Below are 13388 nucleotides of genomic sequence, written 5' to 3'. Positions count from 1 at the left end.
TCTAAAGAAATATAGATGACTTTGAATTAGCCCCCTTTTGACTATGGATTTTACTATCAACTTTGGACAACGTCCTATCGAAAACGGAGATTTACTGCTTTCTGAACCTTACATGAAGGATCGCAATTTCGAGCGTGCTGTGATTTTAATATGCGAACATGACGAACAAAAAGGATCATTTGGTTTGATTCTCAACAAGCCCTCAATGGTCACTATTGAGGAGGTGGAATCACGCCTAGCTATTGATAGTCCAATTTATGTTGGTGGTCCGGTTGAACAAGACACATTGCATTATATTCATAAATTCAAAGATATCACAAACGCAGTTCCTCTAAAAGACGGTATTTACTGGGGGGGAGATTATGAGGAGATTCAGGAACTCAATACAAATGGTATTTTAAATGAAAGCAATTGCAGGTTCTTTATGGGATATGCAGGCTGGGAAAACCAACAGCTTCGCGGTGAGTTGAAGGAAGATTCATGGGTAGTTTCAAATGCAAGATTAAATCACATCCTTGATGAACCCGTTGATGAAATCTGGAAAAATACGCTCATTGAAATGGGTGGGAAATATAAAGTATTTGCCAACGCCGCAAAGAATATTAGAATGAATTAGATTTTTAATATAGATCATACGATATTGTATAGCCTTTAGTGATTTTATTAACGCTAAAGGCTATCTTTTTGAACAAAAAATAATACTTACATGAGCAATCCACTATTAGGAAATTTTACAGGCCCATTTGGAACAGCACCATTTTCAACAATCAAAGAAGAACATTTTATTCCCGCTTTTGATGCCGCTATTGCAGAAGCGAAGGAAAATATAAAGGCATTAGAAAATAATACAGATGCACCCACTTTTGAGAACAGTGTTGTTGCGTTAGAACACTGCTCAGACACATTGGGGCAAATAAGCAGTATATTTTTTAATCTGAATTCAGCTGAGACCAATGATGAGATTCAGAAAATTGCACAAGAGGTTTCTCCAAAATTAAGCTCACTTCAAAATGATATTTTATTAAATGAAAAACTGTTTGAAAGAGTAAAAGCAGTTTATGAGCAAAAAGATACATTAAACCTTGATGTAGAAGATGCTAGACTGCTAGAAAAAACATACAAAGATTTTTCTCTAAATGGAGCAGCATTAAATGCTGAGGATAAAGAGAAATTAAGAGAGGTTGATCTAAAATTATCTAAGCTTTCTTTGACATTTGGTGAGCACGTCTTGGCGGCTACCAATGCTTATGAATTGGTAATTGATAAGGAAGAAGATTTGGCGGGTTTACCAGAAGCTGTGATAGAAGGAGCGGCAATGACTGCCAAAGAAGCTGGCAAAGAAGGGAAGTGGCAATTCACATTGCAGTATCCAAGTTATATTCCTTTTATGACTTATGCTGAAAATAGAACATTAAGAAAAGATTTATTCACTGCGTTCGGAACGAGATGTTTTGATGGGGGTGATAATGATAATCAAAAAATCGTAAAAGAAATTGTTCAGTATAGAAATGAAAAAGCAAAATTATTAGGTTTTGATAACTATGCAGATTATGTCTTGGAGAAGAGAATGGCCCCCTCACCGAAGGCTGTTGTTGACTTTTTAACCGATTTAGAGCAAAAAGCACATCCTGCCGCAAACAAAGAGGTAGAGGATGTAGTTAACTATGCAAAGGAAAACGGTGCAGAAGAAGTGCAGCGTTGGGATTGGGGCTTCTGGTCTGAAAAATTGAAGAAGGAAAGATATGCTATTGATGATGAAGCATTGAAGCCTTATTTCAAATTGGAAAATGTATTGAATGGCGTTTTTGAGGTATCTTCAAAACTTTATGATTTACATTTCGAGGCTAGAACGGACATCGATAAGTATCATGAAGACGTCATGACTTATGAAGTGAAAGATGGTAAAGGAAGACATATTGCGGTTTTCTATGCTGATTTCTTCCCAAGAGCAGGAAAAAGAGGCGGTGCATGGATGACTTCTTTCAGAGGACAGTCAATTTATAATGGAGAGGAAAAAAGACCTCATGTTTCCATTGTTTGTAATTTTACAAAACCAACAGAAACAAAACCATCATTATTGACATTTAATGAAGTCACTACTTTATTCCATGAGTTTGGGCACGCTTTGCATGGCATGTTGGCGGAAGGAAAGTACGAAAGCCTAACAGGTACTTCTGTGTATTGGGATTTTGTGGAATTACCTTCACAAGTGTTAGAAAACTGGTGTTATGAGAAAGAGGCATTAGATCTCTTTGCAAGTCACTACGAAACAGGAGAGAAGATTCCTCAAGAAATGATTGATAAGATCAAGGCTTCCTCAACTTTCTTGGAAGGTTATCAAACCTTAAGACAAGTGAGTTTTGGTTTGTTGGACATGTCTTATCATCAATTGCATGATGGAAAAGTAGCAGATGTAAGTCAATTTGAGGAGATGGCAATGGAGCCAACTTCAATTGAGGCATTGCCAAAGGTAGACGGTGTGAATATGAGTGTGGCATTTTCTCATATTTTCCAAGGCGGTTATGCGGCCGGTTACTATTCTTACAAATGGGCTGAAGTTTTAGATGCTGACGCGTTTGAATTATTCAAAGAAAAAGGAATCTTTGACAAAAACACGGCAAGCAGCTTTAAAGATAACATACTCTCAAGAGGCGGTATTGAAGATCCAATGGAGCTTTATAAGCGTTTTAGAGGAGAGGAACCAAAGGTAGACGCCCTTCTTAGAAGAGCTGGGTTGTTGAACTAATAAAAAAGTAGTACCTTTGTTTTATTCACAAAAATTGTTTGAACAAATAAAAGGTTATCCTTTCTTAATTATATAGTTATGATAGATGTAACAGATGCAGCAGCAAAGCGCATTATTGACTTAAGAGAACAAGAAGGTCGAGGCGATGATCAAAATGTTCGAGTTTCTGTAAAAGGAGGAGGATGTTCTGGTTTGATGTACGACTTAACGTTCGATGCAGAAGTAAAAGATACTGATGATATCTTTGAAGATAAAGGTGTGAAAATCTATGTAGATAAGAAAAGCTTATTATACCTAGCAGGTACTACATTAGATTTTTCTGATGGACTGAATGGAAGAGGCTTTCAATTTGTAAATCCTAACGCAAGTAGAACTTGTGGTTGTGGAGAGAGTTTTTCCATTTAAGAAAAATCACTTAAAACAAAAAATAGCCATGGAATGCGTTCTGTGGCTATTTTTTTGTTTAAAAGGTAAGGTATCATTTAAATAAATAGAAATTATTTATACATTTACTCATTGAAGTAATTCTAGCTTATAGAAAGAGTTTTGTATTACTTACTTTATTTGTGCCAATTCAATTCGGAATGGTTGGTGCTTCTACTAACAGCGTTTCGTTATAATTACTTATGAATAATTATTTACTTATCTTTTTATCATTTTTTCTAACTACCAATACCTTTGGCCAAAATCTAGTTCCAGTAGAAATTCCTTTTTTTAAGGATGAGGTATTTATTCCTTCGTCAAAGATTCTTTTGTTAGAAGATCCTGATAACAATATTGAGATATCTGATATCCTGACAGACCCAGACAATCATTTTCAAACACCACAAAAAGACATGGTGTTGTTTTCAAAAGGAGTGAAAAGCTACTGGGTGAAACTTCAGATTCAAGGTAAACCTCTAGGTATGGATCAATGGTTTTTTGAGGTGCCCGACAGCCATGTAGGCAGTGTGAAAGCTTATGTACAAGTAGGTAAAAAACCCGTGATTTATGCTGAAACTGCAGGTTATGATCATGATTTCAGTAAAAGAAAATTTAAACACAAAAATATCATTTTTCCTATTACTGGTATAGAGTCGGGTGATGATGAGGTGGTTACGGTTTTCTTGAAATACAATAGTGAGTTCAACAATGTTCTGTTTTATAAACTTAGTCGAGCACATAATTTATTTTCTTATTCCATTACTGAGTACATGCTTTTAGGTTCGAATTATGGAATTTTGATTTGTCTAATTTTAGCGACAGTACTTTTGTTGCTTACGCTCAAGGATAAAGATATTTTATTGCTTACGGCATTTTTATTAGCGAGTATTTGTGTAGACCTTTCTGAAGATAATTTGGCGGCACAGTACCTTTTTGCCAATCATCCACATTGGAATTATATTCTGATGCGTTATTCTTCTACTTTGAGTATGCTGTCTATTGTGGCGTTGAGTGTGAGTGTATTGAAAATTAGAACAAAATCATTCAAGACCTATGTTACAATTTGGGGAATCACGCTCTTAAACACTTTCTACTTTATAGTTTTCAAATCTTTTAATGATAGTCTGTGGCAGTTGCCTACTTTCTTGGTGCCTTTTATGATCATTTTATTCTATATGCTTTTGGATATAAAAAGGTCAGAAGTAAAGGTGACTTACTTCTTTTTGGGGTATTTGGTTATCATAATAGGACTTTGTCTGCAAGTGCTTCGTGCTTATGAAATCTTTATATCACATGCCATTGTCGTTGTCTATTCTTATAATGTAGGTTTATTATTGACAGGACTTTTTATGACTTTGGGGCAATTCCAACGTTTTAAAATCCTTAAAGAAGAGAAAGAGCAGGCACAGGGACAATTGATCAAAAATTTACAGATCAGAGAAAAAATAATTGAAGATAAAGTTCAAGAAAGAACGGAAGAAATTGAAAAGCAAAAGGAGATCATTGCCCTCAAAAATGATGAATTGCAATGGGTCAATGATCAGTTGAATGAACATAGAAAGCAAATTCAGGAGATGAATGCACAACTTAAGGTAGAAAATGAGCAACTGCACGAGGATGTTGAGCAACTTGAGTCTGCCAGAGTATTGATGCAGGAAGTGACTTTTGATGAATTTGAAAAAATGTTTCCTTCAGATGAAAGTTGTTATGCCTATTTGGAAGAAATAAAATGGAAGAATGGATTCCAATGTAAAAAATGTGGCAATGATACTTATGCTAAAGGAGCGGGAGTGAATAGCAGAAGGTGTAAAAAATGTAATTATAATGAGTCTGTAACGGCAGGGACATTATTCCATAGACTGCATTTCCCAATTCAAAAAGCGTTTTATATGGTGTTTATTGTCTTTGCTAAAGATGGAGATATTTCTTCTACAAAACTCTCAGAAATCTTAGAAATGAGACAAAATACCTGCTGGAAATTCTCAAAGAAAATTAAAGAGACCATGCAAATCAAAACAGAAGAGTTGGGCTCGAAAGAGAAATTAAAGCACAAAGGCTGGGAGGAATTGATTTTGAAGGATTAAATCATTGTCAAGAAAAGAATAAATAAAGAAGCCACTTTTATGGAATTAACTCTATAAAAGTGGCTTCTTCATTCATCATTCTGAACAAATTATTCTTCCATCATCTTTTTATTGTAGAGTAGGATACCTAGGTTGAATAAAACCATGAAGTTATGATCTTCAGAATTATAGTGATTTACAGATAAACTGAATGGCCCAATAGGACTTTCATACACTAAGGAACCAGCCAAGGCGTAGTCCAGGTCATTAAAATCCCAGAAACTTTTATTGACAACACGAGGGAAAAGTGGTGTTTCCCCTCTTTCATATTTTACAGTAGAATGAAATGCATGTCCCTCTAATTGGATATTGAAGTTCTCAGACCATAAATGACGGATAATTTTTACGCCACCAGCTAAAAACTTTGGAGATCGAAAGGCATCAATAAAGAAAGATCTAGAATCCAATAAAGGGTAATAAGCCATAGCATTGGCCAGTGAAGTGGAGATGGTGATAGATTCTTCGTAATTGGAGTAAGCGGCGTGTCCTTTTACTCCTATAGTGAAGATTTTCATAGGGAAATATTGTTCATATTCTGCTTGAAGTGTGTACCAGTCTCTATTCCATTTTTCATCAATCACAGAATTCAATGTCATACTAAAACGATTCTCTGCGATAATTTGCTTGGCAGAAAGTTTAAAATATCTACCTTTTGTAGGGAATGTTTTTGCATTGAGCGTATTGGATTCCCATTTTAATCCAAATAGCCACCCGTTTAGCCGTTCATTACCTACCAAATCTACCGGAATAGCTTGATCAAGTGTAGAGTCTGTGATGACCAATACTTGATCATATTTATCTTCATTAAAAGTATAGCCGCCAAAAGCAGTCAATTTACTTTTTCTACCTGTTGCAAAGGCGGTGTTCAATCCAGCATAATTATCTCTTCTAAGCAAATTCAGCTTATCTCTTTGTTCAAAAATCAATTCCTGAGCATTAGCATAATTCCATCTGTTCAATAAAAACTCCCCACTGATTGAAAAAGGAATGTGCTTGGCAAACATTGTCTCAAGCTCAGCTTTGAAGGAATTGTAAAAAGCACCTGCAAAAGCATTGACTTTGAAAGTATTGAGTGATTGAGTGAAAATACTGAACTGACCGCTCACATAGGCTTGTCCTATATTTCTAGAGGCAATATTACCTCCAACACCTACACGAAGTTTTTTGTTTGGAGTTACATCGATATGTAATCTAGGGTCCAGGTCTAAAGAATCATAATAAAAATAAGCGTCAATATTACTGAAGTAGTTGTTGGAAATCAGCATATTGTATCCGTCGAGAAGTCCATTGATGGATGTGCTTTTTCTTCTTTGAGGCTTAACAATATTTCTTACAAACAACCTTTGATTGAAAGATAAATCATTACTCAGTTCTACAAATTTGATTTCTTTTAAATCGGGAGAAAAGAGATTGTCATAATTACTTTTCTTAGGAGAAACCCTCGGTTGGTCGTCACCGTAAATCTTCTTTATTTCATCAATTTTAGTAGAAGTGAATTCATACCCTATGCTTAATAATGAATCAACAGGCGTAAAATCAGCGGCTGAATAATCATCTACAGGCACGCCAAGGTAAACATCTTTTGTAAGATCAATGTCTTCTTCCGGATAGGTATTGTTCATGACAATGTATCGAAGCACATTACCTTTTACCAATTCTTCGTCATTATCATAAGGATATTCCTCTAGCATATCATGGGCTCCTAAATTGACTACTATAACCATATCTGGATTGAAGTCTCTTTTCATGACATCCACAGGCAAGTTGTTATAAACACCGCCATCATAGAGGTATTTATCATTGACCTTGATGGGTTTAAAAACCAATGGTACTGCCATAGAAGCACGAATTGCTCTCTCTAATTGACCTTCTTTGATGGTAACGGCCTTTCGCTCAAAAATATCACTTCCTATACATCTGAAAGGAGTGCTAAGACTGTCAAAGTTAAAATTAGCCTCATAAGAAGCTTTATAAAGACGAGCCGAAAAAGCGAAGTTCAGTGAGGCATCTTTAATGATGGTAGGGTCCCAAGAAACTGCGTAATTAGAATCGAGTTCAATGTTGAAGTTAATCCATTCCGCACCTCTTTCTTGTCTTCCAAAGTAAAACTCATCATCAGGGTCAATTTGTCCTGATACCCAGGCTTGGAAATCAGGGTCACGAATGAAACCTTCAATTTCTCCACTTGTGTATCCAGCGGCGTAAAAGCCCCCAACAATCGCTCCCATGGAAGTGCCAGTAATATAATCTATGGGTATTCCGTTTTCTTCTAAAACTTTAATAACACCAACGTGTGCAATACCTTTTGCTCCACCGCCACTCAGAACGAGGCCCACCGATTTTCTTTTTTTATTGTTTTCAGGAAACGCACTTTCGTCAGTTACTGATTGACAATAGCTATTTGAGGTGAAAAGAGTGAATAAGAAAATACAGAAAAAAAGATGCTTTATGAGTTTCATATAGTAAAAAAAAAGTCCTTGTTAGTGAAGCTACCAACAAGGACTCAGAAAAAAAACTTTTTCTATAAAAATACTTGAAATCTTAATTATAGATTAAAAGCAGACTTGATTTGATCTACGTAATCTAATTTCTCCCAAGTGAAGAATTCAACTTCTTTTTGCTCTTTAATAACAGTGCTGATTGTTTTGTCACCATCTTCTACAATTTCTGTACGGTTTACTTCTACAGTATCAGTGTAAGGTGCTTGTCCCATGTGACCGTAAGCGGCAGTAGGAGTGAAGATTGGGTTCGTTAAACCTAAACGTTCTACAATTGCACTTGGGCGCATATCAAAAATACCCTCAACTACTTTAGAAATTTCAGCATCCGTAAGGTCTACATTTGAAGTTCCGTAAGTTGTTACGTTCAATGAAACTGGAGTAGAAACACCAATCGCGTAAGCAACTTGAACTAATACTTCATCTGCAACACCTGCTGCTACTAAGTTCTTTGCGATATGTCTTGAAGCATATGCAGCAGAACGGTCTACCTTTGAAGGATCTTTACCTGAGAAGGCACCGCCACCGTGGGCACCTTTACCTCCGTAAGTATCTACAATGATTTTACGACCTGTTAGACCAGCATCACCGTGAGGACCACCAATAACGAATTTACCTGTTGGGTTGATGTGGAAGATTGTTTCATCGTCAATCAACTCAGAAGGAATAACAGCACTGATTACATGCTCTTTCACGTCTCTAGCAATTTGAGCTAAAGCTTCGTCATCTGAAATACCAGGGAACTCATCGTGTTGAGTAGAAACCACGATGGTGTGTACTCTTTTTGGAGTATTGTCTTCATTATATTCAATTGTTACTTGTGCCTTAGCATCAGGACGTAAGTAACCGATTAGGTCTGTGTGATTCTTACGGATTTCAGCCAAACGCTTCACTAAAGCATGAGAGAAAGCCAATGCCATTGGCATGAACTCTTTTGTTTCTTTAGTAGCATAACCGAACATCATACCTTGGTCACCAGCACCTTGTTCTTTATCAACACCCTCTCCAATGTTTACACCTTGAGCAATATCAGGAGACTGACTGTGAAGGGCTACTTGTACACCGCATGAGTGAGCAGCGAAAGAATAATCTTCTTTGTCATAACCAATTTTTTCAATTGTATCTCTTACAACGTCAGGAATTTCAACATATGCTTTTGTAGTAACTTCACCTGCAATGACTGCTAAACCTGTTGTCACCATTGTCTCACATGCAACACGAGACTTAGGATCTTGTTTTAACATAGCATCAAGGATTGAATCAGAGATCTGATCAGCAATTTTATCTGGATGTCCTTCAGAAACGGACTCGGATGTGAATAAATATGTCATTATTATCGTTATTTTTCTTTCTTAAATTTAATATTCCATTGGGTGATGTATTTATAGTGTTCATCATCCGGAATAGTACCTTTAAATAGTACTCCTGTAGAGCCTATTTGATCTATGTCATAAGACTTCAGCGTCTTAATTTCTCTATTTAATTGCCATTTATATGCATAATGAGCGGTGTCAATAGCATCAAGCATGGCATTTTTGGCTTCTGTAGAAGTAGGGAGGTTTTTAGTAATGATTGTCCTCCAGTCAATGTTTTGTGTCCACTCCGCCTTTTTTCTTTTCATGACCAAATACTCAACATCTTCTTTTCCATCAATTTTGGAAAGGGCGACATTAAGAGCATTAACATCAACAAAAGTGAATTGAATACCGATTTTCCAAAACGTAGAGTCTAAAATTTCTTTACAATTGTAGATTCCCGGAATGGTGTTCAAATCGTCACTAATCAAGGATAAAGGCTTTTTGAATTTATTTGCTTGAAATATAGTTTCTCCTTCGGGAGTAGTATAAGCAGAAATAATATCAAAGAGTTCTTTACTTTTTGAAAAGTCGAAAATAAAGGAATAATCTCCTTTTCCGTCTTTCATGACTTGCAACTGTTCATGCAACTCAAAACAGCTTGTCAAGAACAATAAAGAACAAAGTGTTAGTATTCTGATTTTCAATCTAAAACAAAAAATATTCTTTTATCATTAATTTAGTTTCACCTACCGAAAAAGAAAGCTTTTCGCTTTATACCATCATGTCATTTTGGAGATAAACTCATCTATTCCCGAACACCTTCGAGCTGGGAGTTAGCACCTTGCTATGGGGAGCGCAGGTTGCTAAGACATCATAGGGCCCAGTCCCTCTATCTTTCTTGATAAGTATAGTGATGCAAATATAGAAATTTGAAAGAAAATTCAAGGAATTATTATCAAACTTTTTCATTTCATGCGGGTTGTGTACATATGAAAAAACATAATTCAGATCATTTTTTTGAAAAATCTTAGTCAATCCATATTTCTACAGATTTCAAACAGATTTGCTGAATATGTTTGTAACGAACTTATAAATTCTATCAATTCATGTTGAAAAAAGCATACATACTATTAACACTTCTATCAATCGCGTTTCAAACTTTCGCAAATGACCCGCTGAAGCCTGGCGTGATCTCAGGCAAGGTGACTGATGGAGATTCAAATGTTGCTGTGGAATATGCCACGGTTTCTATTTTTGAGCAAACCACTCATACTTTAGTTGGAGGTACTGTTACTGCTGCTGATGGTATTTTCACAATCAAAAATATTGAAGAAGGAAACTATACTGTAGAGGTTACTTTTATAGGATTCCAAAAAACTGTTATTGAAAATGTAGCAGTAAGAAAACCCAACCTTAAAAAGAATTTAGGTGTGATTACTTTAAGCACTGATGCCGAAGTGTTGGATGCCGTTGAGGTAGTGGGTACGCAAAGTACTGTTTCTTATGACATTGATAAGAAAATTGTCAATGTGGGAACACAGTTTGCAGCCTTATCGGGTACCGCTGTAGACATACTTGAAAATATTCCATCCATCAATGTTGATGGTGATGGTAATGTAAGTCTAAGAGGTAGTTCTGGTTTTACAGTACTTATTGATGGCAGACCTTCGGTATTAGATGCTTCTGAAGCATTACAACAAATCCCAGCTTCAACAATCGAAAACATAGAATTGATTACTAACCCTTCTGCTAAATACGACCCAGACGGCACAGCCGGAATTATCAACATTATCACAAAGAAAAATAAATTAGAAGGAGTTAGTGGTGTATTTAATGCCACAGGTGGTATGTACGGCCGCTTAGGTGGAGATTTCCTGTTAAACTTTAAAAGAAAAAAATACAGCTTCTATGTGGGAGCGAATTACAACAAACGCCCAGGTCCTGGTACTTACAATTCTGAACGAATTACAACCAATGGTGATACAACTTCTTATATTATTTCAGAAGGAGATAGAGAGCGTACTTTTGAAATGTATGGTGCTCAAGCAGGAGTTGAATTTTACCTTTCTGAGAAAGACTTCTTGAAAATTTCAGGTAAGGTTGGAGAGTTCAAAATGTATGGTGGTATGGATGCTAATTTCTACGAGTATCAGAGAATTGGAGGTGTTGACGAGCCAATTAATGAGAGTAGATATATCTCTAGGGAAGATTGGAATAGAGGTGGTCTGTATTACAATGCTAATATTGCTTACCAGCATAAGTTTGCTAAAAAAGGTCATACTTTTGACGCCCAAGTAGACTATGGTGGACGTGATATGACTGAAGGTTCATTGAATGAATTATATCCTATTTATAGTGATGGCAGTGTTGCAGAAAGACCATCAAGCGGACAGCGATCGTCTGAGGTAGGACCAGGAGGTAGACTCAGAGCAAAAATTGATTATGTATTGCCTGTAGGTGTTAAAGACAAGATAGAAGCAGGGTGGCAGACACGTTGGAATCAAGCAGAAGATATCAATGAAGTGTACAATTACAACACTACTACTGGCGAGTACGAGTTCCAGCCTGATTACAGTTATATTACAAATTATACACAGACGATCCATTCACTATACGGTATTTATTCTGGTAAAGTGGGTAAGTTTGGTTATCAAGGTGGTGTGAGAGCGGAATATACTGGCCGTAATATTGAAGTAGAGGGTTCTGATGAAGAGTTTCCAGTAGATCAATGGAATTTATTCCCAACTGTACACTTATCTTATAATCTGCCTAAAGACGATCAGTTGATGTTAAGTTATTCAAGAAGAATCGAACGTCCTAGAGGTTGGTATTTAGAGCCGTTTGTTACATGGCAAGATGCTTTTAATGTTCGTAGAGGTAATCCAGGTTTATTGCCGGAAAACATTGATTCATTTGATTTTAGTTACTTGAAAAACATTAGTGAAAACGTTACTCTTTCTGTGGATGCTTATTACAGAATGACACACAACAAGATTGAAAGAGTGCAAACCGTTTGGCCTGATGATATAAATGTTATCATGCATACTTATGCTAACGTGGGAACGGATTATGCTTTAGGTACTGAAGTGTCTTTGAACTACCAGCCATTTAAATGGTGGACAATGGATTTGATGGGCAACTTGTATGATTACAGAGTAGAAGGTGAATTGGAAGGACAAAATTTTGACCGCCAAAATATAACATGGAGTAGCCGATTCAATAATACATTTAGAGTATCTAAAAATACACAGATTCAAATCAATAATAGATATACAGGTGAGACAGTAACGGCTCAGGGTAGAAATGAAGGCTTCTTTATGATGACTATGGCAGTGAAGCAAAACTTAATGAAAAAGAAATTGACATTAACAGCTTCTATGAATGATGTATTAGGTACAGCTCGTCGTGTGAGTCATTCATCAGGCGTAGGCTTCTACAACCTTACAGAAGACTTTAGATATCCTCATGTTTTCACTGCTACTTTAACGTATAGATTGAATAATTTCAAGCCTTCAAGAAGTGGCCGTGGTGAAGGAGGAGGAATGGATGATTTCTAGAAGTTAGAAGGTATTTTACTATCTTTCTTGCCGAAATTAAGGAGGACAATTCATGAAGTTATTATTAATAGAAGATAATAAAGAATTAGCAAATGATGTAACTACAGCCCTTAAGGATCAGAAAATCAACATTGAGCATGTAGATACACTTTCTCAAGCCAAAGAGAAAATCGGGGTTTACGAGTATGATATTCTAGTCGTAGACCTCGGTTTACCTGATGGAAATGGGCTTGAAATTGTTAAACTAATCAAACAAGTGGACCCAAATACTGGAGTGCTTATTGTCACAGCAAGAGATAGTGTTGATGATAAAGTACATGGTTTGGAGTTGGGGGCGGATGATTACATAACCAAGCCTTTCCATATGGCAGAACTGATTGCTAGAGTTCGTTCTCTTTTCAGAAGAAAAAAGTTCAAAGGAAGTAATACCATTGAAATTGGAGAATTGAAAGTGGATATTCTTTCTAAAAGTGTTTTTATCAAAGAAGAGGAAATTGAGTTGACAAAAAAAGAATATGACCTGTTGGTTTATTTTCTTTACAATAAAGACAAAATGCTGACCAAAGAAAATATTGCAGAACACCTTTGGGGAGATCATATAGATCAGGCAGACAGCTTCGATTTTATTTACTCACATATCAAAAACCTAAGAAAAAAACTTCAAAAAAATGGAGGAGTAGACAGAATAAAATCTGTATATGGTATGGGGTACAAATTTACTACTACTGTTTAATTAGAATTGT

At 36.1% G+C, this 13388-nt stretch carries 9 protein-coding genes and 1 riboswitch; of the genes, 6 read left to right on the top strand and 3 right to left on the bottom strand.

What is annotated here, in order from left to right:
• Nucleotides 1–43 precede the first annotated feature (43 nt).
• The 4 genes from AVL50_RS04110 (at nucleotide 44) to AVL50_RS04095 (ending at nucleotide 5253) form a co-directional block, all read left to right on the top strand.
• Complete coding sequence (locus tag AVL50_RS04110; RefSeq protein ID WP_062615217.1) at nucleotides 44–616, top strand: YqgE/AlgH family protein; 573 nt, start codon at nucleotides 44–46, stop codon at nucleotides 614–616.
• A 90-nt stretch (nucleotides 617–706) separates the two neighbouring features.
• A complete protein-coding gene (locus AVL50_RS04105; protein WP_062615216.1) occupies nucleotides 707–2746 on the top strand; it encodes a M3 family metallopeptidase in 2040 nt (679 codons plus the stop codon).
• Between the two features lie 78 nt (nucleotides 2747–2824).
• Nucleotides 2825–3151 carry an iron-sulfur cluster assembly accessory protein gene (locus tag AVL50_RS04100; RefSeq protein WP_062615215.1) on the top strand — a complete coding sequence of 109 codons (327 nt, stop codon included), beginning with the start codon at nucleotides 2825–2827 and terminating at the stop codon, nucleotides 3149–3151.
• A gap of 221 nt (nucleotides 3152–3372) precedes the next feature.
• Complete coding sequence (locus AVL50_RS04095; RefSeq protein ID WP_062615214.1) at nucleotides 3373–5253, top strand: 7TM diverse intracellular signaling domain-containing protein; 1881 nt, start codon at nucleotides 3373–3375, stop codon at nucleotides 5251–5253.
• An 89-nt stretch (nucleotides 5254–5342) separates the two neighbouring features.
• Here AVL50_RS04095 and AVL50_RS04090 read toward each other — a convergent pair whose 3' ends face one another.
• The 3 genes from AVL50_RS04090 to AVL50_RS04080 form a co-directional block, all read right to left on the bottom strand.
• Entirely contained in the window at nucleotides 5343–7751 is a 2409-nt protein-coding gene (locus tag AVL50_RS04090; protein WP_062615213.1) for a patatin-like phospholipase family protein, read from the bottom strand.
• Nucleotides 7752–7837: 86 nt separating this feature from the next.
• Nucleotides 7838–9121, bottom strand: coding sequence for a methionine adenosyltransferase (metK, locus tag AVL50_RS04085; RefSeq protein ID WP_062615212.1), 1284 nt, complete (start codon nucleotides 9119–9121; stop codon nucleotides 7838–7840).
• An 8-nt stretch (nucleotides 9122–9129) separates the two neighbouring features.
• Complete coding sequence (locus AVL50_RS04080) at nucleotides 9130–9714, bottom strand: hypothetical protein (RefSeq protein WP_062615211.1); 585 nt, start codon at nucleotides 9712–9714, stop codon at nucleotides 9130–9132.
• 172 nt (nucleotides 9715–9886) lie between these two features.
• Nucleotides 9887–9996, bottom strand: a riboswitch (SAM riboswitch).
• 198 nt (nucleotides 9997–10194) lie between these two features.
• Between AVL50_RS04080 and AVL50_RS04075 the strand changes: the two genes are divergently transcribed.
• Both AVL50_RS04075 and AVL50_RS04070 read left to right on the top strand, forming a co-directional pair.
• A complete protein-coding gene (locus AVL50_RS04075; protein WP_062615210.1) occupies nucleotides 10195–12645 on the top strand; it encodes an outer membrane beta-barrel protein in 2451 nt (816 codons plus the stop codon).
• 52 nt (nucleotides 12646–12697) lie between these two features.
• Complete coding sequence (locus AVL50_RS04070; protein WP_062615209.1) at nucleotides 12698–13378, top strand: response regulator transcription factor; 681 nt, start codon at nucleotides 12698–12700, stop codon at nucleotides 13376–13378.
• Nucleotides 13379–13388: the final 10 nt, after the last annotated feature.

This window comes from Flammeovirga sp. SJP92 (genome assembly GCF_001583495.1).
Classification (GTDB): Bacteria; Bacteroidota; Bacteroidia; order Cytophagales; family Flammeovirgaceae; genus Flammeovirga.
The sequence above is the reverse complement of the archived record's forward strand: the minus strand, read 5'-3'. Positions and strand labels throughout refer to the sequence as shown.

What these genes read in the sequence shown, in the direction of transcription:
- AVL50_RS04110 (WP_062615217.1), top strand. Translation starts at nt 44, where the DNA reads ATGGATTTTACTATCAACTTTGGACAACGTCCTATCGAAAACGGAGAT.
- AVL50_RS04095 (WP_062615214.1), top strand. Translation starts at nt 3,373, where the DNA reads ATGAATAATTATTTACTTATCTTTTTATCATTTTTTCTAACTACCAAT.
- AVL50_RS04105 (WP_062615216.1), top strand. Translation starts at nt 707, where the DNA reads ATGAGCAATCCACTATTAGGAAATTTTACAGGCCCATTTGGAACAGCA.
- AVL50_RS04090 (WP_062615213.1), bottom strand. Translation starts at nt 7,751, where the DNA reads ATGAAACTCATAAAGCATCTTTTTTTCTGTATTTTCTTATTCACTCTT.
- AVL50_RS04080 (WP_062615211.1), bottom strand. Translation starts at nt 9,714, where the DNA reads ATGAAAGACGGAAAAGGAGATTATTCCTTTATTTTCGACTTTTCAAAA.
- AVL50_RS04075 (WP_062615210.1), top strand. Translation starts at nt 10,195, where the DNA reads ATGTTGAAAAAAGCATACATACTATTAACACTTCTATCAATCGCGTTT.
- AVL50_RS04100 (WP_062615215.1), top strand. Translation starts at nt 2,825, where the DNA reads ATGATAGATGTAACAGATGCAGCAGCAAAGCGCATTATTGACTTAAGA.
- AVL50_RS04070 (WP_062615209.1), top strand. Translation starts at nt 12,698, where the DNA reads ATGAAGTTATTATTAATAGAAGATAATAAAGAATTAGCAAATGATGTA.
- metK (WP_062615212.1), bottom strand. Translation starts at nt 9,121, where the DNA reads ATGACATATTTATTCACATCCGAGTCCGTTTCTGAAGGACATCCAGAT.